General features: G+C 61.2%; 22 protein-coding genes. 9 read left to right on the plus strand and 13 right to left on the minus strand.

Features of this window, described 5'->3' with window-relative positions; all coding sequences use genetic code 11:
* A complete protein-coding gene (locus QZ653_RS07735; RefSeq protein WP_296419180.1) occupies positions 1 to 885 on the minus strand; it encodes a YicC/YloC family endoribonuclease in 885 nt (294 codons plus the stop codon).
* A 200-nt stretch (positions 886 to 1,085) separates the two neighbouring features.
* Here QZ653_RS07735 and QZ653_RS07740 point away from each other — a divergent pair, with 200 nt between their 5' ends.
* Positions 1,086 to 1,775, plus strand: coding sequence for a PAS domain-containing protein (locus QZ653_RS07740; protein WP_296419183.1), 690 nt, complete (start codon positions 1,086 to 1,088; stop codon positions 1,773 to 1,775).
* A gap of 26 nt (positions 1,776 to 1,801) precedes the next feature.
* Here QZ653_RS07740 and QZ653_RS07745 read toward each other — a convergent pair whose 3' ends face one another.
* On the minus strand, positions 1,802 to 3,172 hold the full coding sequence (locus tag QZ653_RS07745; RefSeq protein ID WP_296419185.1) for a class II 3-deoxy-7-phosphoheptulonate synthase: 1,371 nt from the start codon (positions 3,170 to 3,172) through the stop codon (positions 1,802 to 1,804).
* 200 nt (positions 3,173 to 3,372) lie between these two features.
* On the opposite strand from QZ653_RS07745, the gene QZ653_RS07750 reads away from it, so the two are divergent.
* Genes QZ653_RS07750 through QZ653_RS07760 form a run of 3 tightly spaced genes read left to right on the plus strand, consistent with a single transcriptional unit; the run spans position 3,373 to position 5,218 of the window.
* Positions 3,373 to 4,374: a GlxA family transcriptional regulator gene (locus QZ653_RS07750; RefSeq protein WP_296419187.1), complete on the plus strand. Its 1,002-nt coding sequence runs from the start codon at positions 3,373 to 3,375 to the stop codon at positions 4,372 to 4,374.
* Between the two features lie 44 nt (positions 4,375 to 4,418).
* A complete protein-coding gene (locus QZ653_RS07755) occupies positions 4,419 to 4,856 on the plus strand; it encodes a hypothetical protein (protein WP_296419188.1) in 438 nt (145 codons plus the stop codon).
* A gap of 56 nt (positions 4,857 to 4,912) precedes the next feature.
* The gene (locus QZ653_RS07760; protein ID WP_296419189.1) at positions 4,913 to 5,218 is read left to right on the plus strand and encodes a hypothetical protein; all 306 of its coding nucleotides are present in this window, start codon (positions 4,913 to 4,915) and stop codon (positions 5,216 to 5,218) included.
* Between the two features lie 73 nt (positions 5,219 to 5,291).
* Here the strand turns inward: QZ653_RS07760 and QZ653_RS07765 are convergent, their stop codons facing one another.
* Together QZ653_RS07765 and QZ653_RS07770 are read right to left on the minus strand one after the other, a co-directional pair.
* On the minus strand, positions 5,292 to 5,861 hold the full coding sequence (locus QZ653_RS07765; protein WP_296419191.1) for an outer membrane protein: 570 nt from the start codon (positions 5,859 to 5,861) through the stop codon (positions 5,292 to 5,294).
* Between the two features lie 122 nt (positions 5,862 to 5,983).
* Entirely contained in the window at positions 5,984 to 6,859 is an 876-nt protein-coding gene (locus tag QZ653_RS07770) for an NAD(P)-dependent oxidoreductase (RefSeq protein WP_296419192.1), read from the minus strand.
* Between the two features lie 101 nt (positions 6,860 to 6,960).
* Between QZ653_RS07770 and QZ653_RS07775 the strand changes: the two genes are divergently transcribed.
* On the plus strand, positions 6,961 to 9,429 hold the full coding sequence (locus tag QZ653_RS07775; protein WP_296419194.1) for a penicillin acylase family protein: 2,469 nt from the start codon (positions 6,961 to 6,963) through the stop codon (positions 9,427 to 9,429).
* 223 nt (positions 9,430 to 9,652) lie between these two features.
* On the opposite strand, the gene hflX is transcribed toward QZ653_RS07775, so the two are convergent.
* The 9 genes from hflX to dusB all read right to left on the minus strand — a co-directional run bounded on the left by hflX (position 9,653) and on the right by dusB (position 21,485).
* The gene (gene hflX, locus QZ653_RS07780; protein ID WP_296419196.1) at positions 9,653 to 10,951 is read right to left on the minus strand and encodes a GTPase HflX; all 1,299 of its coding nucleotides are present in this window, start codon (positions 10,949 to 10,951) and stop codon (positions 9,653 to 9,655) included.
* Between the two features lie 15 nt (positions 10,952 to 10,966).
* The gene (gene hfq, locus QZ653_RS07785) at positions 10,967 to 11,200 is read right to left on the minus strand and encodes an RNA chaperone Hfq (protein ID WP_085862848.1); all 234 of its coding nucleotides are present in this window, start codon (positions 11,198 to 11,200) and stop codon (positions 10,967 to 10,969) included.
* Positions 11,201 to 11,330: 130 nt separating this feature from the next.
* Entirely contained in the window at positions 11,331 to 12,848 is a 1,518-nt protein-coding gene (locus tag QZ653_RS07790; RefSeq protein ID WP_296419200.1) for a TrkH family potassium uptake protein, read from the minus strand.
* 4 nt (positions 12,849 to 12,852) lie between these two features.
* Positions 12,853 to 14,229 (minus strand): Trk system potassium transporter TrkA, encoded by a 1,377-nt coding sequence (gene trkA, locus QZ653_RS07795; protein ID WP_296419202.1) that lies wholly within the window; start codon positions 14,227 to 14,229, stop codon positions 12,853 to 12,855.
* Positions 14,230 to 14,292: 63 nt separating this feature from the next.
* Positions 14,293 to 15,699: a sigma-54-dependent transcriptional regulator gene (locus QZ653_RS07800; protein ID WP_296419203.1), complete on the minus strand. Its 1,407-nt coding sequence runs from the start codon at positions 15,697 to 15,699 to the stop codon at positions 14,293 to 14,295.
* Positions 15,700 to 15,706: 7 nt separating this feature from the next.
* The gene (locus QZ653_RS07805; RefSeq protein ID WP_296419256.1) at positions 15,707 to 17,920 is read right to left on the minus strand and encodes a sensor histidine kinase NtrY-like; all 2,214 of its coding nucleotides are present in this window, start codon (positions 17,918 to 17,920) and stop codon (positions 15,707 to 15,709) included.
* A gap of 138 nt (positions 17,921 to 18,058) precedes the next feature.
* Positions 18,059 to 19,417 (minus strand): response regulator, encoded by a 1,359-nt coding sequence (locus tag QZ653_RS07810; protein WP_296419205.1) that lies wholly within the window; start codon positions 19,415 to 19,417, stop codon positions 18,059 to 18,061.
* The gene (locus QZ653_RS07815) at positions 19,417 to 20,511 is read right to left on the minus strand and encodes a two-component system sensor histidine kinase NtrB (protein WP_296419206.1); all 1,095 of its coding nucleotides are present in this window, start codon (positions 20,509 to 20,511) and stop codon (positions 19,417 to 19,419) included. The genes QZ653_RS07810 and QZ653_RS07815 overlap by 1 nt, the downstream gene beginning before the upstream one ends.
* Complete coding sequence (gene dusB / locus QZ653_RS07820) at positions 20,508 to 21,485, minus strand: tRNA dihydrouridine synthase DusB (protein ID WP_296419208.1); 978 nt, start codon at positions 21,483 to 21,485, stop codon at positions 20,508 to 20,510. Before dusB ends, QZ653_RS07815 begins: the two co-directional genes overlap by 4 nt.
* Before the next feature lie 159 nt (positions 21,486 to 21,644).
* On the opposite strand from dusB, the gene QZ653_RS07825 reads away from it, so the two are divergent.
* The 4 genes from QZ653_RS07825 to QZ653_RS07840 all read left to right on the plus strand — a co-directional run bounded on the left by QZ653_RS07825 (position 21,645) and on the right by QZ653_RS07840 (position 25,088).
* Positions 21,645 to 22,775 carry a bifunctional 2-C-methyl-D-erythritol 4-phosphate cytidylyltransferase/2-C-methyl-D-erythritol 2,4-cyclodiphosphate synthase gene (locus QZ653_RS07825; protein WP_296419210.1) on the plus strand — a complete coding sequence of 377 codons (1,131 nt, stop codon included), beginning with the start codon at positions 21,645 to 21,647 and terminating at the stop codon, positions 22,773 to 22,775.
* On the plus strand, positions 22,772 to 23,278 hold the full coding sequence (locus tag QZ653_RS07830; protein WP_296419212.1) for a phosphatidylglycerophosphatase A: 507 nt from the start codon (positions 22,772 to 22,774) through the stop codon (positions 23,276 to 23,278). Before QZ653_RS07825 ends, QZ653_RS07830 begins: the two co-directional genes overlap by 4 nt.
* Complete coding sequence (locus tag QZ653_RS07835) at positions 23,271 to 23,765, plus strand: CinA family protein (RefSeq protein ID WP_296419213.1); 495 nt, start codon at positions 23,271 to 23,273, stop codon at positions 23,763 to 23,765. Before QZ653_RS07830 ends, QZ653_RS07835 begins: the two co-directional genes overlap by 8 nt.
* A gap of 141 nt (positions 23,766 to 23,906) precedes the next feature.
* The gene (locus QZ653_RS07840; RefSeq protein ID WP_296419215.1) at positions 23,907 to 25,088 is read left to right on the plus strand and encodes an ammonium transporter; all 1,182 of its coding nucleotides are present in this window, start codon (positions 23,907 to 23,909) and stop codon (positions 25,086 to 25,088) included.
* The last annotated feature ends 2 nt before the right edge of the window (positions 25,089 to 25,090 follow it).

Raw genomic sequence — 25,090 nt, forward strand, 5'->3', positions numbered from 1 at the left:
TTACTCCACGTTTTGGACTTGTTCACGCATTTGGTCGACGACCGCCTTGAGGGCAAGCCCGATTTGCGTCAGCGCCGTCGCATGGGCCTTGGAACACAAAGTGTTTGCCTCACGGTTAAATTCCTGCGTCAGAAAATCGAGTTTGCGCCCCACCGGTCCGCCCGCGTCCAGCAGATCACGGGCGGCCTGAATATGCGCGCCCAGCCGGTCGATTTCTTCGGTGATGTCGGATTTCACGGCAATCAGGGCCAGTTCCTGTGCCAGACGGTCGGGATCCACGGAGGTCTGGCCCGCCACACGGGCCAAAGCGCGGTCCAGCTGATCCTGCAGGGTATCGGTTCGGTCAGCGGCGGCTTGAGCGGCATCCTGCGTCAACCCTTCGATGGTGTCGATCTGGCCGCGCAGCACCTTTTCCAGCGCAGACCCTTCGTGGTCTCGCATGTCAATCAGACCGGCAAGGGCCTCGGCAAAACCGGCCTTGAGCGGGGTGATCAGGGCGCCGGTGTCGTCGCTTTGGCGCGCCACCAGAACGCCCCTTTGTGCCAGAACATCCGCCGCAGTGGGCTGGCCCAATGTGACGCCCTTGTCAAAGGCACGGTCCTGTATCTGGTCTAGGGCCGCGAGGATCAGGTCCAGCCTGTCCTGATCCACCTCAAGCGCGCCATCGGTCTGGGTCCGGTTCAAACGCAGGCTGATGGACACGTTGCCCCGCGTGATTGCCGCCGCCACGGCCTTGCGGACATGGCCCTCCACATCGCTGAACCCGTCGGGCAGGCGCAGTTTCACATCCAGTCCACGGCCATTCACACTGCGGACATCCCATGTCCAGCCCGCGTCATCGGCGAATCCTTGCTGCGTGGCAAATGCGGTCATGGAGCGGATCACGGGCGGTCCTTTGGTCGGGGGCTATGCCATTGCACCTAAAGGCAAATGCAATCGGAGGGCAAGTGTCGCCCCGCCGCATCGACCGCAGGCTGCCCCGCAACATCGCCGTGTCATTAACCCATTAATACTTTGTTTAGAGAAAATGCGACGCAAATGTGTCATAAACTGAGCAATCAAACGACCCAGACAGGACAACCGTAATGAGTATGACATTTGACCCCTACAAACTTGGCAGCAAGGATGTGGCCCAAGCTGAGGACGTCATAATGACGAACCCTACAGCGTTGAACGAACTTGAACGTTATTGGACCTCGCTGCCGCGCAGGCTTGGCGTGCCGTCGCGCGCCGATCTGGACCCTGTCGCCATGGGGCGCCAGCTTGAGGACAGCTTTATTCTGGAACGCGTAGCCCCCGGCGTGGCGCGCGTTCGTGTGGCGGGACGCAACATCGGCAAACTGATCGGGATGGAGCCGCGTGGCCTTCCGATGACCGCGATTATGCTGCCCGCCTCCCGTGCGGCCATGTCGAATTATATCGAGGCCGCGTTTACCACGCCCGCCATCGTTGAATTGCCCCTCACATCCCCCCGCGCCGTAGGCCAGCCGGTCCTGCAAGGCAAGATCCTGCTGTTGCCGCTGCGCGACGACCACGGGCAGGTGACCCGCCTGTTGGGTGTGCTGGTGATGTCCGGACGGCGGGGCATGGGGGGACGCCGGTTCGACATCTCTGACGTGACAGCCCCGCGGGTTGACCCGGTGACGGGCCTGACAGCGGTCGAGGGCGGCCGCCCTGCGCGGACGCGGCCATCGCTGAGGGTTGTGACCGATCCTTCGGACACACAAAAGGCGAAGGACACGCCTGCCCTTCGCCTTGTTGTGTCGAACCCTTAAGGGGTCAAAACGCTGGTTTTTGTGGTTCAGGCGGATTGCGCCGCCAGAACCGATGCGCGGCGCGAAGACAGCTCTTCTGCCACAAGGAACGCCAATTCCAACGACTGCGACGCGTTCAGACGCGGATCGCAGGCGGTGTGGTAGCGGTCAGACAGGTCTTCGTCCGTCACAGCCCGCACGCCGCCGGTGCATTCGGTCACATCCGCGCCGGTCATTTCAAAATGCACACCGCCGGGGATCGTGCCTTCGGCGTTGTGCACGCCAAAGAATTCGCGCACCTCACGCAGGACACTGTCGAAGGGACGGGTTTTGTAGCCCGTGGAGGACTTGATGGTGTTGCCGTGCATCGGATCGCAGACCCACGTGACCTTGGCGCCCTCTTCTTCCACAGCCTTGATCAGACGCGGCAGATGTTCGGCCACGGACCCTGCCCCAAAGCGTGCGATCAGCGTCAGACGCCCTGCTTCATTGGCGGGGTTCAACTTCTGCATCAACGCCTTGAGGTGGCCAGACGTCATCGTCGGGCCACACTTCAACCCGATGGGGTTCTGCACGCCGGAACAGAATTCCACATGCGCGCCGTCGGGCTGACGGGTGCGGTCCCCGATCCAGATCATATGACCGGACCCGGCCAGCCATTTGCCGGATGTGGAATCAATCCGCGTCAGGGCCTCTTCATATTCCAGCAACAGCGCCTCATGTGAGGTGTAGAAATCCACCGTTTCCATGGCGTGCGCCGCTTCGGCGTCCATGCCTGCGGCCTTCATGAAGTCCAGCGTGCCGCTGATCTGTTCGGCCATGGCACGGTATTTGTCCGCCTCTGGTGCGCCGGTGAAGCCCAGCGTCCAGCCGTGGACCTTGTGGATGTCCGCGTACCCCCCTGTCGAAAAGGCGCGCAGCAGGTTCAGCGTGCCAGCCGCCTGCGTGTAGGCCTGCAACATCTTGTCGGGGTTCGGGATTCGCGCCTCGGGCGTGAAATCCAGATCGTTGATGATGTCACCACGGTAGCTGGGCAGTTCCACACCGCCCACCGTCTCTGTCGGGGCCGACCGTGGCTTGGCGAATTGACCCGCCATGCGGCCCACTTTCACCACGGGCACCTTGGCGCCGTAGGTCAGCACCACCGCCATCTGCAACATCACCTTGAAGGTGTCGCGGATTGCGTCGGCGTTGAAGGCCGCAAAGCTTTCGGCGCAATCGCCGCCCTGCAACAGGAATGCCTCACCGCGGCTGACGGCGGCCAGTTCCTGACGCAGGCGGCGCGCCTCGCCGGCAAAAACCAGCGGTGGATAGGAAGACAGCTTTGCCTCAACAGCGGCCAAAGCCTCCGCGTCGGTATAGTCCGGCATCTGCACCCGGGGCTTGTTGCGCCAGTCAGATTTCTTCCAGTCCGTCATGTTCTTGCTCCGATTGAAAATACATGTGATCGCGGCCTGCCCCGCAGGACGTTTGGCGATACCAGACCCGCTTATAACGAGGATGTGGATAAGGTCCAATGGCAAATGCCGCTTCGCTAAAGTCTGACCCGACGGCTATTTGTCTTGATTGTGCCATAGAAAGATGCTCAGCCTAACCGTCACCTAACGAAGCGATCACCATGCAGACATACACACCCGTCGAAGTAGAAAGCCAAACCGGCACACCGCGCCGGTTCGTCTTTGTTCTGCTGGACCAGTTCACCCTTTTGTCCTTTGCCGCAGCCATTGATTGTCTGCGTCTGGCCAACCGGATGGCGGGACAGGAGCTGTATACCTGGCGCCTGATTGGCGAAGGCGGCGACACAATCAGCTGTTCCACCGGCACGACCTTTGCGCTTGACGGTGATCTGGACGAATTGCACCGCGATGATACGGTCATTCTGTGTGGCGGGCGCGATGTGCAGGCGGCCACGACGAAACGCATCCTGAACTGGATCAGGCGCGAGGCGCGGCGCGGGCTGGTGATGGGCGGGCTGTGTACGGCGGCCTTTTCACTGGCCAAGGCGGGCCTGCTGGATGGCAAACGCGCGACGATCCACTGGGAAAACCACGACAGCTTTGCCGAAGAATTTCTTGAGGTCGAACTGACAAAATCCGTCTTCGTCAAGGACGGCAACCGCTGGACCACCGCCGGGGGCACGTCTTCGATTGATCTGTTTTTGCAGATCATCGCAGATGACCACGGCGAAACGCTGGCCAACGCGGTGGCCGATCAGCAGATTTATTCCGCGATCCGCACCGATCAGGACACCCAGCGTCTGTCGATCCCCACGCGGATCGGCGTGCGGCATCCGAAACTGAGCCGCGTTATCCAGGCGATGGAGCAGAACATCGAAGAACCGATCAGCCCCTCCATTCTGGCCAAGGATGTCGGCATGTCTACGCGGCAGCTGGAACGGCTGTTCCGGCGCTATCTGAACCGGTCCCCCAAACGCTATTACATGGAATTGCGGCTGCAAAAGGCGCGCAATCTGCTGATGCAGACGGATATGTCGGTGATCAACGTGGCGCTGGCCTGCGGGTTTGCGTCGCCGTCGCATTTTTCGAAATGCTACAGGTCACACTATGACACCACCCCCTACCGCGAACGCGGCGCCCATGCGGCGCGGCTGTCAGTGTGATGGCGCGCGGCATACGGAAAACCTGACAAGGGATTGAGGATCAAATGGCCAAACGCAATTTCACTGTCCTGCCGGTTCTTGTTGTGCTGATGATTGCAGGGGTGACCCTGTTCATGATCTTCACCGAACGGACCAATGCGCCCGACATTTCGGGCGATCCAGATTACCCCCATTATGTCTGTACGTTTGAGCGGTATTGCGTTGGTGAGGCGTGCACCTCCAACCCGATCTACATCATCGCCTATACCGAATACGTGGACGGACAGCCCCGTCTTGAAATCCCCGGCATGGACCCGCGGGCCACGCTGGACCGCACGGACGAGACGCTGACTTTCACCTCGACCGGGGGGGATGTTGCGGGACGGTTGATTCTGTTCCGCGACCGTGCGCTGGATTTCTATGCGACGTCCGACGTGGAGGGGGAACCCGATCCGCGTGAACATTTTGCGTCCGGCCGATGCGACCGCCTCGTCTCGCCCTAGCGGCGCTGGTTCTTGTGGGGATGTCGCAGACGGCATCGGCACAGTGGGTCTGCGACATGACGCAGGAGGCGTGCACGCTGTTGTGTGACACGATGCAAGTGACCTTCGACATCGACCCCAACCAGTTCGTAAATCCGCAAAGCCCGGATGAGCCACCCCGCAGACAGGTCACGCAGGTGACAATGGATGATGCGACCTTCACGGCGCAGGCCATTATGATGGCAGGTGGCATAGAAGGGTTTCATGAAGACGCGGGCGCGTTGGGGTCACGATTGATGATCGTGCGGGCGGACGGATCGGCGCGACTGACCCTGCAACCGGCCAACACTCGCTGGGTCGGGATGTGCGCGCGCGCGGACTAGGGCCGCGCCACCGGTCCGCCCACGAAAAAGGGCGCCGCATGTGCGACGCCCTTTGTGTTTGTGATCGGACAACTTAGAAGTTGTAGGATGCACGCAGGCTGAATGTGTCGACGTCAACGTCGGCACCGGCATCTTCAATGGTGTGGACCAGATACTCAGCACCCAAACGGATGTTGTCAGTCACCTGATACTTGCCACCCAGACCGTAGAAGGTGCCGTCTTCTTCAAAGCCGTCGCCGGACAGCTGGATTGCGCCAGCGGTCAGGTAAGGCATGAAGCTGCCAAGGTCGTAACCGGCGATTGCTTTCAGACGTGTTGCGTCAACATCAGCGGAACCGCCGCCACCGGACAGTTCGAGCATTTCGTAATCAAGCTCACCACCCAGAACGAAGGAGCCCAGGTCATAAAGGTAACCGGCGTGCACACCGAAGCCGTCGACGTCGAGCGTTTCGGGCGTACCCTCTGAGGAAACTTCACCCAGTGTGTACTGGGCACCGGCGTAAAAACCGGACCAGTCGAGGGACGGTGCCACGATGACGGGCGCCACAACCGGGGCCACGACGACGGGCTCGGACAGGTTACCTGCAAATGCAGTTGTGCCGGCCAGAACGAGGCCGAGAGAAAGTGAAGAAGTACGGATCATTGAGAATTTCCATCCATTAAGATATAACTACGTGAGTAATCACATAGGTGGTTTGGCGGGGCAATCACACGTGAGCAAGGTAAGGTTTTCCACCTGTGACACTGATACAACAAATAGTTGTGTTAGCCCTTCGGGGCCCGAAGTCGTTTGATCAGGCTTGAGGTATCCCAACGCCCGCCGCCCATGTTCTGTACCTCTTTGTAGAACTGATCGACCAGCGCCGTGACAGGGAGTGATGCACCGGTTTCATCCGCGGCTTCCAGGCAAATGCCAAGATCCTTGCGCATCCAGTCCACCGCGAACCCGTGTTCAAATTCACCGTCAATCATTGTCTGGTAGCGGTTTTGCATCTGCCACGATCCGGCGGCCCCCTGGCTGATCACCTCGACCACTTCGCGCCCGTCAAGGCCCGCCTGTTCGGCAAAGTGCAGCGCCTCGGACAGGCCCTGCACAAGACCGGCAATGGCAATCTGGTTGCACATCTTGGTCATCTGTCCCGCGCCGCTGTCGCCGATGCGTTTGCAGATGCGCGCATAGGTGTCGATGATGGGGCTGGCGGCGTCAAAGGCCGCCTGATCGCCACCACACATGACCGAAAGGACGCCGTTTTCGGCCCCTGCCTGTCCGCCCGAAATGGGCGCGTCCACAAACGCCAGACCAAGCGCCTCACCGGCGATGTACAATTCGCGGGTGACTTTCGCCGACACGGTCGTGTGGTCCACAAAAATCGCGCCGCGCGACATCGCGCCAAATGCGCCGTCCTCGCCGAGGCAGATTTCGCGCAAGTCATCGTCGTTGCCGACACAGGCCATGACAAACTCCGCGCCCATGGCTGCAACGGCTGGGGTGGTTGCCATTTTGCCGCCGAATTCATCCGCCCAGGCGGAGGCTTTTGACTGGGTGCGGTTGTAGACCGTGACCTCGTATCCGGCTTTGACCAGATGTCCGGCCATGGGATATCCCATGACCCCTAGGCCCAGAAATGCGACTTTCGTCATGATGTTCCCTCATACTTGCATCGTTTTGGCTGTTGCGTGATAGGTAACGGGCGCGGCCCCGTCGTCAATGGGGTGCGGGACGGTGATAAAAGGAAGACTTCATGGCGTTCGCCTTTCGTTGGCTTGTCCGGCTGGCCTCTGGGTTGATCTTTCTGATCGTGGCCGTCTTCGTGCTGGCCTACTACTTTGCCTCGCGGTCGTTGCCGGATTACGACGGCAGGCTTGAGATTGCGGGCCTGTCGGCCCCGGTCGAGATTGTGCGCGACAATGCCAATGTGCCCCATATTTTCGGACAGACCGATGAGGACGTGTTCTTTTCTTTGGGGCTGGCCCATGCGCAGGATCGTTTGTGGCAGATGACGATGTTGCGGCGCACGGCCCAAGGCCGCCTGTCCGAGCTTTTCGGCGAAAGGACGTTGCCGATTGATACGTTGATCCGCCGGTTCGATTTCAGCACGTTGTCCCAACGGTCGGTTGCCGCGCTGGATGCGCGGACGCAATCGGCGTTGCGGGCTTATGCTGCGGGTGTGAACGCGTGGATCAACGAAGTGAACGCCGGTGCCCGCGGGCGCGGCGCGCCCGAGATGTGGGTGTTCAATCACGCGATTGCACCGTGGCAGGCCTCCGACTCCATCGCCATCACCAAGCTGATGGCCCTCCAGCTGAGCGGTCATCTGGAGGAAGAGGTGCTGCGTGCGCGCACGTCGCTGATCCTGAACAATGATGACCGTCTGGGCGATATTTTACCGGACTTTCCGGGGGCGGGTCTGGCGGCCCTGCCCGGTTATGCGACGCTGATGCCGGATGTGCCGCGCTATGCGCCCAACCGGCGGATGGCCTTTGACGCGCTGTCTCCCGTCAAGCCGCGTGCGCTGGCGGGGGCGTCGAACGCTTGGGCCGCGGGCCTAAGCCGGTCGGCCACGGGATCGACCCTGATGGCCAATGACCCGCATCTGGGGCTGACGGCCCCGTCCATCTGGTATCTGGCCCGTCTTGAATTGCAAAGCGGCGGCGTGATCGGTGCCACTATTCCGGGTGTGCCGGTTGTTATGGTGGGCCGGTCCGCCGATCTGGGCTGGGGTCTGACGTCATCCTATCTGGACGATCAGGATGTGTTCATCGAAGAGGTCAACCCGAGCGACGCCAGCCAATACCGCACACCTGACGGCTGGGCCAGTTTCGAGACACGCGAAAGCATCATCCGCGTGGCCGATGCGGCCCCCGTCACGATCCAGATGCAGTGGACGACAAACGGGCCGGTCCTGCCGCCCGACCAGTATGACCTTGGCACCATCCGCCCGCCCGGCCATGTGACAGCGCTGGGCTGGACCGCCCTGTCGGATGCGGACACGACCCTGCAGGCGGCGATGTCACTGATGCGGGCCACCAATGTCGAGGCCGGTATCGCGGCGCTGGAGGGATATGTCGCCCCATCGCAGATGGTGACGCTGGCCGATCGCAATTCCGTGGGGCTGAAGCTGGTGGGCCATGTGCCCAACCGCAGCCCCGATCACGTGACCCAAGGCCGCCTGCCCCATTTCGGCTATCTGCCCCAGAACCGCTGGGATGGACGCAGGCCCTATGACACCAACCCCCAATGGATCGACCCCGTGGGCGGTCTGGTGGGCAACACCAACAACAAGATTATCGACGCCCCGTTTCCGGAACATGTGAGTTTTCATTGGGGCGACAGCCAGCGGGTGAACCGGTGGCTGCGTCTGATGCAGGCCCGCGAGGTGCACACACGTGACAGTTTCATCGAGGCGCAACTGGACACGGTGAGCTATACCGCGCGGTCCATCCTGCCGCTGGTCGGGGCGGATCTGTGGTTCACCGGTGAGGCCGCGCCCGAAGGCACCCCCCAGCGGCTGCGGCAGGATGCCCTGTCCCTGCTGGCTGAATGGAACGGGGAAATGAACGAACACCTGCCTGAACCGCTCATTTATTCAGCCTGGCTGCGCGCCTTGCAGGACCGTCTGATCCGCGATGAACTGGGCCCGCTGGCGCGCGAATACACCCATGTGGAGCCTTTGTTTATCGAACGCGTCTTTCGCGACACCGACGGGGCGTCTGTGTGGTGCGACGTATTGCAATCCGCCCCCGTCGAGACCTGTTCGGACATCGCGCGGCTGTCACTTGATGACGCGCTGGTCTGGGTGGCCGAAAACCACGGCACCGCCTTGGAGTCCCTGCGGTGGGGCGACGCCCATGAGGCGACCCATGATCATCCGGTGTTGGGCGCGGCTCCGGTTCTCAAGTGGTTCGTGAACATCCGCCAATCGACGTCAGGCGGCGACAACACCTTGATGCGCGGACGCACGGCGGGCAGCGGGCCTGATCCGTTCCACAACGTCCATGCCGCCGCCTATCGCGGAGTTTATGATTTCGCCGATCCGGACAGTTCGGTTTTCATCACATCGACCGGTCAATCGGGGCATTTCCTGTCGCGGTACTACGACGATCTGGGGGATTTGTGGCGTCGGGGCGAATATATCCCCATGTCGCTTGATCCCGCACTGGCCCGTGGCGGGGCTGTGGGGATCACGACGCTGGTGCCTGTGGCCGAGTAATTTCGAATTGGCTTCGCCAATCCGATCCGGCGCCGGAATGTATGGTGTGCTTGATTGAGAGGTCGGAGGGGGCGCTGCCCCCGGCCTTCGGCCCCCCCGAGGTATTTGAGAACCAGAGAGTTCGAAGCGTCCCGGAAAACCTCTGGGGGAGGTTTTCAGGCGAGAACGGGCGGAGCCCAAGGCCGTCTTGGGAAGGCCCCAAATGGTACGTTACTCGGGCCGCCTACAGCGCGTCAGGGAAGGATTTTTCGAATTTGGCCTGTTGGTGGGCCGTCCAGCGGACCTCAAGCGTCCAGCCGGTGTCGCCCTGCGCCTCCTCCTCGATCACGCCTTCGCGTTGCAGCCAGCTGTGGGCAGCCCCCTGCGCCCAGTCAAGGGTGAGCGTCGCGGTGCGGGTTTTGCCCTTGAGGTCTTCGGAGACGTGGGTGAGCAGCGTTTCGATACCCGCCCCTGTCACCGCCGAGATGGCAAAGGTGTTGTCCTCGCGCAGGTGAATCGCCTCCATGTAGGCGGCGTCATCGGCGTCCAGCAGGTCGATTTTGTTGAGAACCTCAATCATCGGCACGTCGGGGTTCACATCCAGTGCGCGCAGCGTGTCGAGGACGGCCTTTTTCTGCACGTCTGTTTGCGGGTGGCTGATGTCGCGGACATGCAGGATCACGTCCGCCTCAAGCACCTCTTCCAGCGTCGCGCGGAAGGCGGCAACCAGTTGCGTCGGCAGATCGGAAATGAAGCCCACAGTGTCACTGAGGATCACATCGTCTCCCTTGCCGGTGTCACTGGGCAGTTCGACCTTGCGCATGGTGGGGTCGAGCGTGGCGAAAAGCATGTCTTCGGCGAAAACCTCCGCCCCCGTAAGGCGGTTGAACAACGTCGATTTGCCCGCGTTGGTGTAGCCCACCAGCGCCACGATCGGGAACGGCACCTTGGCGCGGGCCTTGCGGTGGAGTTCGCGGGTTTTGACGACTTTTTCCAGTTGTTTGCGCAGACGGTTGAGTTGCGCGTCGATGGCGCGGCGGTCAGCCTCGATCTGGGTTTCACCAGGGCCGCCCACAAAGCCAAGCCCGCCACGCTGGCGTTCCAGGTGGGTCCAGGCGCGCACCAGACGGGTGCGCTGGTAGCTCAGCGCCGCCATCTCAACCTGCAGCACACCTTCGCGGGTGCGGGCACGGTCGCTAAAAATTTCCAAAATCAATCCGGTGCGGTCCAGAAGTTTGACCTTCCATTCCTTTTCCAGATTGCGTTGTTGCACGGGGCTGACGGGGCCGTCGATCAGAACGAGGCCCGCATCGGCCTCTTCCAGCCAGCCTTTGATTTCTGCGATTTTACCGGAGCCGAACAGCATTCCGGGATGGACTTTGGGCAGACCCACGACCTGTGCGCCTACGACCTCAAGCTCAGGCAGGGCATGGGCCAGTGCCACGCCTTCTTCCAATGCCGAAACAGCATCGCGGCGGAACTGGTCAGATTTGATTTCCGGGTGCAGGACAAAGGCCCGCGTCGCGGAGGCGTCATCCCCCATGAACGGCGTCCATGCTTATTCTTCGCCGTCGTAAAGGCTGATGGGTTGGGCGGGCATGATCGTGCTGATGGCGGATTTATAGACCAGCTGGCTTTGCCCGTCGCGGCGCAGCAGCACGCAAAAGCTGTCGAACCAAGTGATCACGCCCTGCAGTTTGACGCCGTTGATCAGGAAGATCGTCACCGGAACCTTGGCTTTGCGGACGTTATTGAGAAATGCATCCTGAAGGTTTTGCTTGTCTGAGGCCATGATCCCCGTCCTTTATTGTTTTTGTGGCAGCAGTTCTGCCAATGTTTCCCATCCGGCACCACTATGTCGTGTGACGTTTTGGATTTCCACCCCCAAAACAACACCTTGTCACCGGCGGTCCACGGACCGGTCAGCGGCGCCAGAATTCAGGGTTCAGCAAGGCAATGATGGCAAGCGTTTCCAGACGGCCCAACGCCATGGTAAAGGCGAGGATCGTTTTGGCGCTGTCGGGGATGCCGGCGTAAGATATCGGGGTTTCGGCGGCGATGGCGGCCAGCGGGCCGGTGGTGGACAACGCCGCCACCGCCAGCACCAGTGCCGTTTCGAACTGCACGCCGGTGAAGGCGAGCATCACCATCACCGCAGCAATGGAAATCACAAACAGCATGAAGAAGATCCACGCGATCTGTGCGCCCTGCCTGCGGATCTGGCGCGCAGCCGCCCCCGCCCCCCCGACCGAGGACGGATGGACCAGACGTTCCACCTCGCGCTGGCTGTGTTTCCACAGCGCATAGACCCGCAACAGTTTTATCCCGCCCGCCGTTGTCGCCACCCCGCCCCCGATCAGGGACAGCCCGACAAGCATCAACCCCGGTGTTTCGAGGCCGGACCACATGCGCGTGGCGGTCCAGTCGGCGGATTCGAATCCCGTGGTCGTCAGGAAACTTGCGATCGTGAACAAGGCCCCCCACATGGCACGCGCACCGGTGACCAGATCGTTGGCGGCACCTTCGTCAAAGGCAACCAGCCCGTGGCGCAAGAACAAGACGACCGACAAAATCGCGATCAATGCCAGCCCCATCTGGAATTCGCTGTCCTTGTGCAGCGGGTTCAGTTCCTGTCCAGCCAGCCCCCGCGAAAACGCGACCCGCGACAGGGCGAACACGAAAAAGCCTGCGATGACCAGTTCACCAAGGAACCCTGCGGGCGAAAAGAGCAATCCACCGACCGGCGATATGCCGGAGGTCGCCATGACCGACATCGCATGACAAAAGGCCACGAAGGGCACTTCGCCCAAGGCCACAAGGATCAGCCACAAAAGCGCGGTCAGCGCGGTATAAAGCGGGATCAGCTTTGCCCCGAACCGGATCAGGCGCGACGACGGGTCCGTCACCTGCCCGATTTGCGTCAGGCTTTGTTCGCTGGCGGACCCGCCGCGCAGGGCACGCACCTCGAAGCCGCCGATATTGAGGGGGGCAAAGATCGAAATGGCACTGACCCACATAAGCAGACCGCCCAGCCACCCCATCAGCGCGCGCCACAGATGCACCGAAGACGGCAGGCTGCGGGGGCTGTCATACAGGGTGGCGCCGGTGGTCGTGATGGAACTGACGGCTTCGAACCACGCCTCGATGAAGGACATGCGGGGGACGGCTTCGAACATGGGCACGGCCAGCATAAGGGGCAGCACCAGAAAGGCCGCGAGCAGCGACACCAGATAGCCGCGCGCGGCGGAGGTCTGGTAATTGGCCGTGGCAAAACCGATGAACAATGTCAGCACAAAGGACAGCAATGCCGCGTAAAAGAACGTGCGGCTGACGGCGTAATCCTCAAGCATCAGGGCGTGAAGCGACGGGACCACCATCGCCAGACTGCCTATGCCCATCAGCACGACGAAAAACGGACGTTTCGACAGGCTTTCGATCATCGGATCAGAAGAAGTCGATGGACACTTGCAACAGTGCCTCGACCTCGGCCACCTGTGGGGTCATGGCGAAAATGGCGACGATATCGCCTTCCTCGATCCGCAAATCGCCCTTTGGTTTGTGCATCTTGCCGGCCTTGAGGACACCGCCCACCAGCACGCCTTCGGGAAAATCTATGTCGCGCAGACGTTTGCCGGCGATGGGGCTGGTTGTCAGGACCTGCGCCTCGATCACCTCTGCTTCGGCATCACCGATAGAATAGACAGACCGGACACGCCCGTGTCGGATGTGTTGCAGGATGGAACTGACGGTGGTGGCGCGCGGGTTGATATATGCGTCGATATCCAGCGGCGCCATCAGCGACACCAACGTGGGATCATTGGCCAGACAGATCGCCATGGGGCAGCCCATGCCCTTGGCGCGCACTGCGGCCAGCAGGTTGGTTTTGTCATCGTCGGTCACGGCCAGAACGGCATCGGCGTTGGCGATATTCGCCTCCTCCAGCAACGTCGCATCCAGACCGTCGCCATTAAGGACAATGGTGCGTTCCAACTGGTCGGCGGTGGCCTCGGCAATCTCGCGGTTGCGTTCAATCACCCGAACGCGAACGCGGTCGGTGCGGGTTTCAAGGGCGCGGGCCACCGCAAGGCCCACGTTCCCGCCGCCGATAACCACCACGCGTTCAAGCTTGCCTTGGGTCTTGCCGAAAATTTCAAGCGTGCGGGCCATGTCGGTGTTTTCCGTCATGACATAGCAATCGTCTTCGGGGAAAATCTGGTCGCCTGGGGATGGCACAAACAAGGATCCCTTGCGCCGGATGCCCACAACCACGGCTTTCAATGTCGAAAACAGATCGCTCAGCTGGCGCAACGGCGTGTTGATCACCGGACAGTCTTCGTCAATCGAAATACCCAGCAGCTGCGCGTTGCCTTCCAGAAAACTTTCCGTGTCGAACGCGGCCGGTGCGGCCAGACGTTGCAACGCCGCTTCGGCCACTTCGACTTCGGGCGAAATCACCACGTCAATGGGCAGGTGATCGCGCCGGTACAAATCGGAATAAATGGCGTTGAGGTAACTTTGCCCCCGCAGACGCGCGATTTTGCGTTGTACGGCAAAGACCGAATGGGCCACCTGACAGGTGACCATGTTGACCTCATCGGAATGGGTTGCGGCGATGATCATATCCGCATCCGCAGCCCCTGCCCGTTCGAGGATGTCGGGATAGCTGGCGAACCCTGCGATCCCCTGCACATCAAGCGTGTCGGTGGCGCGGCGCACCAGTTCGGGGTTGTTGTCGACCACCGTTACATCGTTGCGTTCCGATGCCAGATGGCGGGCAATCTGCCAGCCGACCTGTCCTGCTCCGCAAATGATGACTTTCATGAACGCGCCTATCGTCGTTTCGGTTTGATCGTGGTGACAGAACCCCCGCGTTCGGTCAATCCGTTACGCGTCGGAGCCTTCCTCCACATGGGCCACGCGCGCGCCCGCCTTGTTGGATGTAACCACCCCCAAGGTCTTGAGCTTTCGGTGCAGGGCAGACCGTTCCATGCCCACAAAACTGGCGGTGCGGCTGATGTTGCCGCCAAACCGGTTGATCTGGGTCAGAAGGTATTCGCGTTCGAACAGTTCGCGTGCCTCGCGCAGGGGCAAGGTCGCAAGGCTGCCCGATAGCAGCACACGGCCTTCGTCGCTGGGCCCTTCCGTCTGGTCGGGCAATTCGCGCGCCATGATCGGGCCGGTCCCGTCGCCGAGGATCAGAACCCGTTCCATGACATTGCGCAGCTGGCGTGCATTGCCCGGCCAGCGCATGGTCTGTAACAGCGCGCCCGCCTCTTCACTTAAAGGTCGCCCCATAAGGCCCTGACTTTGTTCAAGTTCCGTCACGAAGTGTTCAGCCAGAAGGGGGATATCCTCGCGCCGTTCTTCAAGACTGGGCACATGGATCGGCACCACATTCAGACGGTGGTACAGTTCCTGACGAAAGGTTCCGGCATGAATAGCGGCCTGCAAGTCGTTGTTTGTGCTGGAAATAACCCGCACATCAACCTGCACCTTATCGACCCCGCCCACGCGCTGGAATTTCTGATCGACCAGCACGCGCAGCAGTTTTGACTGCGTGCCAAGGGGCATGTCCGACACCCCGTCAAAATAGATGACGCCACCGTCCGCCTCTTCCAGAAGGCCCCGTTCCACACCGCGCCCTTCCGTTTCGCGGCCAAACAGGACTTCTTCCATGCCGTCCGGTTCGATCGACGCGCAGTTGACAGACACAAACGGCAGATCGGCACGGTCGGAATGGGCATGGATGTAGCGCGCGGCGGTTTCCTTGCCCGAACCGCCCTCACCGGTCAGCATAACGCGGCCATTGGATTTTGTGACTTTCTCAAGCTGGCTGACAAGTGTCTTGAACGACGCGCTTTCGCCCAGCATCTGCGTTGGCGCCGCATCCGAACGTTTCAATGCGATGTTTTCGCGACGCAAACGGCTGGTTTCCATTGCGCGGCGAATAACGACCATCAACTGGTCGATATTAAAAGGTTTTTCGATAAAGTCATACGCCCCCTGCTTGATCGCAGCCACGGCGATTTCGATGTTCCCGTGCCCGGAGATAATCACCACCGGCACCTCGGGGTGATCCTTTTTGACATGCTTGAGGATGTCGATGCCATCCATCCGGCTGTCCTTGAGCCAGATATCAAGGATCATCAGCGCCGGTGTTTCCGCCTCGATCTGGGCCATGCATTCGTCGGACGTGCCGGCCAGACGGGTCGTGAACCCCTCATCCTTGAGGATGTCTGAAATCAGTTCGCGAATGTCACGTTCGTCGTCGGTAATCAGAATATCGCCCATGGGGACCTCATGCAGTTTCTTGTTGCAACGCAGCTACGCTGGCGTCGATAGGAAGGGTGATGACAGCCATGGCACCATGGCGTCCTGTGGTGTCGAAAGCGGGTGCATCTGTCAGCGTCAGGGTGCCGCCGTGTTCGTCGATGATCTTTTTGACGATGGGCAGGCCAAGACCGGTGCCCTTGTCGCGGGTTGTCACGTAGGGTTCGAACAGCTTGGCGCGGTCTTCCGGCAGGCCGATGCCATTGTCCGCCACGGTGATTGTTGCATGGCTGTCGGCCACGGTCATGATGATGCGGATGCGGGGCGTAACCTCGACCTCGGGGGCGGTTTCCTGCAAGGTTTCAATGGCTTCGCCTGCGTTCTTGATCAGGTTGGTAAGGGCCTGCGTCATCATTGTGCTGTCCAGACTGGCCCAGATTGGGTCATCGGGGATGTCCACGTCGAACGCCACATCGGGCTGACCGGCGATCTGCAAGGTGGCGGCATCGCGCACCAAAGCGGTGATGTCATGGGTATGGCGGTCAGGCTCCGGCATGCGGGCAAATTTGGAAAATTCATCAACAATGCGTCGCAAGTCATTGGTTTGACGGACAATCACGTCGGTCAGTTGCGTCAGCGTCTCATGATCCTCCACCGCGCGGTATTTGCGTTTGATCCGTTCCGCTGACAGTTGAATAGGCGTCAACGGGTTCTTGATTTCATGGGCAATACGACGCGCCACATCGCCCCATGCGGCCATGCGTTGCGCCGATACCAGATCGGTCACGTCCTCGAACGCGACCACATAACCTTCCAGGGTGCCGTCTTCGCGCAGGCGCGGTGACATGCGCACAAGCAGGCTTTCCTGCTGGCCGCCGCGCACAAGGTTTACCTGGCCTTGTGCCACGGGTTTCTGGCCGGTTGTCAAATCCTCGAAGAGGGTCGCAAACTCCGGCACTGCCACTGAAAGGGCCATGTTCTCGGCCCCTGTGACGTCCAGAAGACGGTTGGCGGATTTGTTGACGAAGGTCACCCGCCCTTCCGCGTCTACCCCCACAACCCCTGAAGGAACGGAAGAGAGCACGGAATCAAACAGCCGGCGGCGGCGTTCGATCTGACGGGTGTTGCTGAGCAACTCCTCACGCTGGCCCCGCAGTTGGGCGGTCATCTGATTGAAATAACGGCCAAGCTGGGCGATTTCGTCTTCGCCCTCTTCCTCGCGGACCCGCACGTTCAGATCCCCCGCACCGACCCTCTGGGACGCGCCCACAAGCCGCCCGATGGGCCGCGACAACCGTTCGGCAAACCACAGGCCCACCCAGACGGCCGCGATGATCAGGATAAGCGCGAACCCCAGATAGAACAGACCGAAATCGAACAATACGCGCCCCCGGTCATCCTCAAGCTGGTCATAAAGGGCGACAGTCGCCTGGGTTTCATCAAGAAGGGCAAGGATGTCGCCATCAACCGCGCGCGTCACGTAAAGGTACTTGTCGGTGAAGGCTTCAAGGGGGATCAGCGCGCGGAATTCGTTGTTTTCCCAATCCTCGATAATGACGATTCCGTCTTCGCGCGACTGCGCCAGTTGCAACGCCGTCGGCTGTTCAAAGTAGAATTCATAAGACCGGTCACCTCGCGCCCAGATTTCACCGGTGCCATCCAGCACGAAGGCTTCTGTCAGGCCGCGTTCGATCTGCGGCTGGACGCGCGCAAGGGCCTGACGGACCTCACCGCGTTCCATGAAAAACGTCTGCAGCCGTTCGGTGTTGAGGTATCCCGCAAGGCCAAAGCCGTCGCGCGCGACCTCTTGCCGGTGTTCTTCTTCATAGGCTTCGGCGGCCGCCAGCGAATTGCCGACCACATCGCGGACCCGTTCCGAAAACCAGCCCTCAAGCCCGATATTGATGGTCAGCACCGCAAAGACGGCGACCGCCACCGTGGGGATCAAGGCAAGCAGACCGAACACACCGGTCAGGCGCAGGTGCAGGCGTGATCCGGCCGATTTCGCGCGTCGCGCAGCCACCATGGCGAAGACGCGGCTGAACACCAGTGCGGCAATGACAAGCACATAGATGATATCGGCCAAAAGGATCAGACGCAGGGTGTCGGTGCGGCCCGTCTGGTCGAGAGGGCGCAGCGCAGTGATCGTCAGGATCACCAGTACCGGGGCCAGCACCACAAGGATAACTGTCGCCGCGTTGCGGACGCTGCGACGTCTGCGCCAACGTGAAAACGCCAGCATATTGATGCCCAAAAGGGATCGCTGCACGCGAATAGCCCCGCATTTCAAGGGCTTGCGTCATGACAACGCGGCCCACCGCCTGTTGATGTGGTCCTGCATCGGGATTTGCGTCCAATGGGCCACGGTTATGTTGCCCTTTTACATCAATTTGCGGCGGCGTGTCACGTGAATATCCAGATCGGTGATCTTTTTTCTCAAGGTATTGCGGTTGATGCCCAAAAGCTCCGCACATTTAGCCTGATTGCCGGAGGTGGCGTCGAGGGCAATTTCGATCAAGGGGGCCTCGACCTCGCGCAGGACGCGCTGATACAGCCCCGGTGGCGGCAACATGCCCCCGTGCAGATCGAAATACCGCTTGAGGTGCTGTGCGACCGAACCGGACAGCTTGTCGGAATTGCCGGTTTGCAGGGGTTCGACAGCAGGTTGCGAGCCCAGCACCTGTTCCACCTCGGCGCGGCCGATTTCCTCATTTGTCGCGGTCACCACCAAGCGGCGGACGACGTTTTCCAACTGGCGGACATTGCCGGGCCAGGTATAGGCGCGCACCAGATCGACGGCGGTCTGGCCTAAGGCACGTGCGGGGGCACCTTCGCGTTCGGCGCGGGCCAGAAAATGTTCGGCCAGAAGCGGAATGTCGTCCACGCGGTCGCGCAGCGGCGGCACCGTAATGGTGACCCCTGCCAGCCGGTAATACAGGTCTTCGCGAACTTTGCCGTCCTCCAAAGCCTCCAGCAGGTCAGACCGCGATGTGGCCATGATGCGCGGTGCAGTGTCGCCCAACGCATCCAGCATCCGTACGATGCGGGCCTGCGTGTCCATGGGCAAATCGCCCACTTCGTCAAACACCAATGACCCGCCCTTTGCGCGTGACAACAGCGATGACGGCCCGTCCATGCCTTCAAGATCCGCAGCCGAGGCCACCACAAAGGGCAGCGACCGGCGGTCGGAAAAGTCGTGGATCGCGCGGGCAATCAGGCTTTTGCCCGTGCCGCTTTCGCCGGTGACCAGAACCGACAGCGGCGTGTTCATCACCCGTGCCACCAGACGGTACAGCGCCTGCATGGCGGCGGTGCGGCCCACCAGTGGCAGATCGTCTGCCTCCCCCTCCTCGGTGCGCGGGACCGGTGCCCGTTGCTTGATCTCAAGCGCACGGGCGGAGCGTTTCATCAAATCCGGCAAATCAAACGGTTTTGGCAGATAGTCATAGGCATCCGCCTCGGCCGCCTGGATGGCCGTCATGATTGTGTTCTGGGCAGAGATGACGATGACAGGCAGACCGGGGCGGGCCTCGGCGATTTTGGGCAGTTGTTCCAGCCCGTTGCCATCCGGCATGACCACATCGGAAATCACCAGATCGCCTTTGCCTTCCTCGATCCAGCGCATCAAGGTCACCAGGGATGATGTGGCGTGAACCTTGCAGCCTGCCCGCGTCAGGGCCTGTGTCAGAACTGTCCGAATGGTGCGGTCGTCATCTGCGACCAGTACTGTTCCATCCATTAGGTGTCTCCGGTGTTTGCGGTGAACGGGGTGTCTTTGGGCACGGTGGGCAGGGATACGCGGAACACGGTTTTGCCGGGCACGCTGTCGACGGAAATCCAGCCGCCCACATCCGCGATCAGTTTGCTGACCAAGGCAAGGCCAAGGCCGGTGCCGTTTTCCTTGCCGGAAATGAAGGGTTCGAACACGTCGGCGGCAATATCGGGCGGCAGGCCCGGGCCGTCGTCGATGATTTCGACCTGCAAGGGCAGCCGCGCGCCGCTGCCGTCTTTGCGCTGCACCCGCAAGGAGGGTTCGTAGAACGTCCGCAACCGGATTGACCCGCCCGGCCCGCCGACCTCGGACGCGTTTTTCAGCAGGTTCAGGAACACCTGCAAAAGCTGGTCGGCATCCGCAAAGGTGTGTGGCAAAGACGGATCGTAGTCCTCGATCATCATCATATGTGCGCCAAACCCGACCGAGGCCGATTGCCGCGCGCGGTCCAGCACATCGTGAATGTTGACCGGCGCGCGGTTGGGCGGCTGTACGTTGCCGAACTGTTCGACCTGTTCGAGCAATTTGACGATGCGGCGGGATTCCTCGACGATCAGATCCGTCAATTCACGGTCGCCGTTGGACAGGGTCATCGACAGCAGTTGCGCCGCCCCTGTGATCCCCGCCAGCGGATTCTTGATTTCATGGGCCAGCATTTCGGCCATGCCGATGGCGGACCGCGCAGCACGCACGGATTGCGCGGATTTTGTCATCCGCGACGCCATTTCGCGCGGCTCGAAAATCATCAGCATCTGCGTGCCGCCATCAGGCTGGCCGTCATCCTGAAGCGGGGCGAACTGGATGTTGCATTGCAGGGGCGGACGTTCTCCGCTGCCCACATCCACGTCATTGACAAAAAGGGAGGTGCGGTTGGCGCTGGCGCGGGCATAGGCGCCCTCGATCGGGGCGTCGATCATGACCTTGTCCCAAACCGGCGCCCCCGTCAGCGATTTGGCGGACAGGTTCAGAAAACTTTCCGCCGCAGGGTTGCTGTCCGCGATGGTGTCATCCGCATTCAAAAGCAGCGCCGGCACCGGAAGGGAATTCCAAAGCGCATTCATGCGGCGACCCGTTCGGTCAGGGCATCAGGAAGCATCGCCAGCACCCGTTTGGGGTCGCGCTCGGTCAGCACCGCCTTGCGCAGGGCCGGATCGGGGGCCGTCTGATCCATGTACCAGCCCAGATGTTTGCGCGCGGTCTTGCTGCCCAGCTCCGCGCCGTAAAACGTCAGCATGTCTTCGTAGTGGGCCGCCACCATATCGACAAAGGCATCCCCGCGCGGGGCAGGTTCCGGCATCGCCCCTGCCAGACCCGCCGCCACATCGCGCAGCACCCACGGCCGCCCTTGTGCGCCGCGCCCGATCATCACGCCGTCCCCGCCAGAGGCAGACAATGCCGCCTTGGCCGTGGCCACATCAACGATATCCCCGTTGGCGATGACCGGAATGCGCACCGCGTCCTTAACCGCCCGTATCGCGGCCCAATCGGCGTTGCCCTTGTAAAACTGACACCGCGTGCGCCCGTGGATGACAATGCGTTTGATGCCGGCGCCCTCGGCCCGCCTTGCCAGATCGGGCGCGTTGTGCAGCGTGTCATCCCAGCCCAGCCGCGTCTTCAACGTCACGGGGATCGCCACAGCCCCCACGACCGCCTCAATCAACGTCAGCGCGTGATCGAGATCGCGCAGCAACGCGGAACCAGAATAACCGTTCGTCACCTTCTTGGCAGGGCAGCCCATGTTGATGTCGATCATCGCCGCCCCGTTGCCTTCGACCGTGCGGGCGGCTTCGGCCATCCAGTAGGCATCACGACCGGCCAGCTGGACGGCAGTGTTGGCCTGATCAAACCCCAGTTCCGCCTTTTCGCGCACGCCGGGTTTCGCCTGCACCATTTCCTGACTGGCCACCATTTCCGACACGACCCAACCGGCCCCAAAGGACGCAACCAATTTGCGAAACGGCAAATCGGTGATGCCCGCCAGCGGGGCAAGGGCCACGGGGGATTTGGGATCGTGCAACAAAATGTCTTGCGTCATGTCATTGTGGTATCCCCAAGCTCCCCATGCCGCAAGCAAACCGGCATAAAAATTAGGCGCGAAACACATATCGCTTAAAAATGAGGCAGCAAGAGTGCACCCCCTTCCCCAGCAAGACAGCGCCGCCTACAAAGGCTGAAGTTTATCAACGGGATGCCCATGAAAACCGCCGCTATCATTGTCGCTGCAGGGCGCGGAACCCGCGCTGGCGGTCCGCTGCCGAAACAATGGCAGCAAATTGCCGGATGCACGGTTGTTGAGCATACGCTGGCGATTTTCGAGGCACATGCAGCCGTGGATGACATCGTGGTCGTGATTTCCCCCGATGATGACGGCCTTGCCCGCGAACTGGGCCTGTTTGATCGTGCGACAGTTGTCACAGGCGGCGCGGAACGGTCTGCCTCGGTACGGTCCGGATTGGCGGCCACACAGGCCGATCTGGTCTTGATCCACGATGCGGCGCGCTGTTGCGTCCCGCCTGAGGTGATTGACCGCGTCTTGGCCGCGTTGAGCATCCACCCTGCCGCCGCCCCTGCGTTGGCTGTCACCGATGCCCTGTGGACCGGCGCAAAGGGCCGCGTCACGGGGGTGCAGGACCGCACCGGCCTTTACCGCGCGCAGACCCCGCAGGGGTTCCACCGTGCAGCCATCGCCGCCGCCCATGACACCCACGGGTCCGGTGCCGCCGACGATGTGGAGGTCGCCCGCCGCGCGGGTCTGGACGTTTCCATCGTTGAGGGCGATGAACGCAACCTGAAGATCACGACACCGGGCGACTTTGCCCGCGCCGCAGCCCTATTGGAGACGACGATGGACATCAGAACAGGCAACGGCTTTGACGTGCACCGGTTTGGCCCCGGCGATCATGTGGTGCTGTGTGGTGTGACCGTTCCGTTTGATCGCGGCCTTCAGGGCCATTCGGATGCGGATGTGGGGATGCATACGGTGACGGACGCGATCTACGGCGCGCTGTGTCGCGGCGACATCGGCCAGCATTTCCCGCCCAGTGATCCGCAATGGAAGGGGGCGGCCAGCCATATTTTCCTTGAACACGCATGCCAGTTGGCGCGCGACATGGGCTATTCCATCACCCATATGGATTGCACGTTGATCTGCGAATTTCCCAAAATCGGCCCGGTGGCCCAAGACATGCGGGCCGAAATGGCGCGCATCATGGCGCTGGATATCGACCGTGTCAGCGTCAAGGCGACCACATCGGAACGACTGGGCTTTACCGGTCGCGGCGAAGGCATCGCGGCGCTGGCCACTGTCACACTGGTGAAATCATGAAAGCCAACACCATGAAAGATCGCTGGGCCGAAATCACAGCCACCTATTTTTACGTGGGCTATCTGAAACCCGCGCCCGGCACCTGGGGGTCACTGGCCGCCCTGCCCTTGGCATGGCTGATCTACGCGATAGGCGGTGTCTGGCTGATGGCGCTGGCGATCCCGGCCACTTACGTCAAAGGCTATCTCGCCACGAAATGGATGACCCAAGGCCGCGACAACCATGACCCGTCAGAAATCGTAATTGATGAGGTCGTGGGCCAATGGATCGCCCTGATGCCGGTGTTTATCGGGGCCGCCCACGCAGGTGTCTCCGCGCTGGCGCTCTGGCCCGGCTGGATTGCGGCTTTTGTGTTGTTTCGCCTGTTCGACATCACCAAACCCGGCCCCGTGGGCTGGGCCGACCGCAAGGACAATGCCACCGGCGTGATGCTGGACGATGTCATCGCAGGGCTGCTGGCAGCGGTCTGTGTGGCGGCGCTGGGGGCGCTTTGGCATGGCTGAGGCGACCGCAAAAGAGGTGATCGCGGCCCTCACCGCGCGCGGCTGGAAACTGGCGACCGCCGAAAGCTGCACCGCCGGGCTGATCTCATGGGCGGTGACCGAAGAACCCGGATCATCGGCCGTTTTTGATCGCGGATTTGTCACCTATTCCAACGCGGCCAAAACCGACATGCTGGGCGTGCCGCCCAAACTGATCGACGCCCATGGGGCGGTTTCCGAACGGGTCGCCAAGGAAATGGCGAAAGGCGCGCGGATGCGGTCCATGGCGCAGATCGCCGTATCCGTCACGGGCATCGCGGGCCCTGGTGGATCAGAGTTCAAACCCGAGGGCCGTGTGTGTTTTGGCCTGTCCACGATTGATGGCAAATCGCACGTCGAAACCGTTGATTTCGGCGCCATCGGGCGTGCCAATGTGCGTGCGCAGACCGCAGCACATGCCCTGTCACTGGTCTGTCGCGCCTGCGCACAAGGATTGCCCTTTTCGTAAGCAAAGACCAAAAATGTCGCCTTAATTTTAGGCGATATGCAATGTGCCTGCAAAATCAGCACCGCTAAGGCCGCACGCCTCTTTTTCAGCGCCTGCGAATCCGGTTTGACGCGCGGCAACTGAAAATAAGGGGACAGTCAAATGAACGCAGCGGATACCGCTTGGATTATCGTGGCCACAGCCTTGGTGCTGTTTATGACCCTGCCGGGTCTGGCTTTGTTTTACGGTGGGCTTGTGCGCGCGCGCAACGTGCTCAGCGTGTTTATGCAGTGTTTCGGCATTGCCTGCCTGATGAGCATTCTGTGGCTTGTCGCGGGGTATTCCATCGCCTTTGGCGACGGCAACGCCTATTGGGGCGGCCTTGGTAAGGCGTTCCTGAGCGGCGTTGATGAAGACACTATGGCGGGCAACATCCCCGAAGTGCTGTTCTTCGCCTTCCAGATGACCTTTGCCATCATCACCCCTGCGCTGATCGTGGGCGCCTATGTGGAACGCATCCGCTTTGGTTTTGTGATGCTGTTCTCCGCGCTGTGGATGCTGATTTGTTATGCGCCTGTGGCCCACTGGATCTGGGGCGGCGGCATGCTGTCCGGCGGTGAAGGGGCTTTGTTTGCCGAAGGCGTGAACGACTTTGCCGGTGGTATCGTCGTGCACCAGACGGCTGGTATCGCGGCCCTGATCGTGGCGGCATTCCTCGGCGGGCGTCGTGACAAGGGCAAGCCGCCGCACAACCCCGGCATGGTGATGATCGGGGCCGCGATGCTGTGGGTCGGTTGGTTCGGCTTCAATGGCGGGTCCGAACTGGCGGCCAATGGCTCGGCCGCGATGGCGCTGACGGTGACGCATTTGTCGGCTGCAACAGCTTCCCTCACCTGGATTTTGTGGGAGCGTATCCGCTTTGGCAAAACCTCCCTCGTGGGGCTGGTCACCGGTACAATCGCGGGTCTGGCGTCGATCACCCCGGCCTCCGGCTCTGTCGGTCCGGTTGAGGCGCTGATCATCGGCGGCATCGCTGGCATCCTGTGTCAGGAACTGTGTTCCGTGGTCAAGAATATCCTCAACATCGACGACACGCTGGACGTTTTCGCGGTCCACGGTGTGGGCGGCATGTTCGGCATCATCATGCTGGCGGTCTTCGGTTATGCCGATTGGACAGCCCAGCTGGGTGGTCTGGCCGTGGTCGGCATCTGGACGATCGTGACCACCACCGTGATCGTTCTGGTCGCCAAGGCCGTCTTCCCGATCCGCGTCAGCGAAGAGGACGAACATTCCGGCCTCGATATCACATCGCACGGCGAACGCGCCTACGACATGACCAGCTGATC

The sequence above is a fragment of the Pseudooctadecabacter sp. genome (genome assembly GCF_020627745.1).
GTDB lineage: Bacteria > Pseudomonadota > Alphaproteobacteria > Rhodobacterales > Rhodobacteraceae > Octadecabacter.

Bases quoted from the DNA above. Each gene is read 5' to 3' on its own strand.
- QZ653_RS07830 (WP_296419212.1), top strand. From the start codon at position 22,772: ATGAAAGCCAACACCATGAAAGATCGCTGGGCCGAAATCACAGCCACC.
- QZ653_RS07825 (WP_296419210.1), top strand. From the start codon at position 21,645: ATGAAAACCGCCGCTATCATTGTCGCTGCAGGGCGCGGAACCCGCGCT.
- QZ653_RS07775 (WP_296419194.1), top strand. From the start codon at position 6,961: ATGGCGTTCGCCTTTCGTTGGCTTGTCCGGCTGGCCTCTGGGTTGATC.
- QZ653_RS07810 (WP_296419205.1), bottom strand. From the start codon at position 19,417: ATGGATGGAACAGTACTGGTCGCAGATGACGACCGCACCATTCGGACA.
- QZ653_RS07760 (WP_296419189.1), top strand. From the start codon at position 4,913: ATGACGCAGGAGGCGTGCACGCTGTTGTGTGACACGATGCAAGTGACC.
- QZ653_RS07745 (WP_296419185.1), bottom strand. From the start codon at position 3,172: ATGACGGACTGGAAGAAATCTGACTGGCGCAACAAGCCCCGGGTGCAG.
- QZ653_RS07790 (WP_296419200.1), bottom strand. From the start codon at position 12,848: ATGATCGAAAGCCTGTCGAAACGTCCGTTTTTCGTCGTGCTGATGGGC.
- trkA (WP_296419202.1), bottom strand. From the start codon at position 14,229: ATGAAAGTCATCATTTGCGGAGCAGGACAGGTCGGCTGGCAGATTGCC.
- QZ653_RS07835 (WP_296419213.1), top strand. From the start codon at position 23,271: ATGGCTGAGGCGACCGCAAAAGAGGTGATCGCGGCCCTCACCGCGCGC.
- QZ653_RS07815 (WP_296419206.1), bottom strand. From the start codon at position 20,511: ATGAATGCGCTTTGGAATTCCCTTCCGGTGCCGGCGCTGCTTTTGAAT.
- hflX (WP_296419196.1), bottom strand. From the start codon at position 10,951: ATGGGGGATGACGCCTCCGCGACGCGGGCCTTTGTCCTGCACCCGGAA.
- QZ653_RS07805 (WP_296419256.1), bottom strand. From the start codon at position 17,920: ATGCTGGCGTTTTCACGTTGGCGCAGACGTCGCAGCGTCCGCAACGCG.
- QZ653_RS07840 (WP_296419215.1), top strand. From the start codon at position 23,907: ATGAACGCAGCGGATACCGCTTGGATTATCGTGGCCACAGCCTTGGTG.
- QZ653_RS07740 (WP_296419183.1), top strand. From the start codon at position 1,086: ATGAGTATGACATTTGACCCCTACAAACTTGGCAGCAAGGATGTGGCC.
- QZ653_RS07750 (WP_296419187.1), top strand. From the start codon at position 3,373: ATGCAGACATACACACCCGTCGAAGTAGAAAGCCAAACCGGCACACCG.
- hfq (WP_085862848.1), bottom strand. From the start codon at position 11,200: ATGGCCTCAGACAAGCAAAACCTTCAGGATGCATTTCTCAATAACGTC.
- dusB (WP_296419208.1), bottom strand. From the start codon at position 21,485: ATGACGCAAGACATTTTGTTGCACGATCCCAAATCCCCCGTGGCCCTT.
- QZ653_RS07800 (WP_296419203.1), bottom strand. From the start codon at position 15,699: ATGGGCGATATTCTGATTACCGACGACGAACGTGACATTCGCGAACTG.
- QZ653_RS07755 (WP_296419188.1), top strand. From the start codon at position 4,419: ATGGCCAAACGCAATTTCACTGTCCTGCCGGTTCTTGTTGTGCTGATG.
- QZ653_RS07765 (WP_296419191.1), bottom strand. From the start codon at position 5,861: ATGATCCGTACTTCTTCACTTTCTCTCGGCCTCGTTCTGGCCGGCACA.
- QZ653_RS07770 (WP_296419192.1), bottom strand. From the start codon at position 6,859: ATGACGAAAGTCGCATTTCTGGGCCTAGGGGTCATGGGATATCCCATG.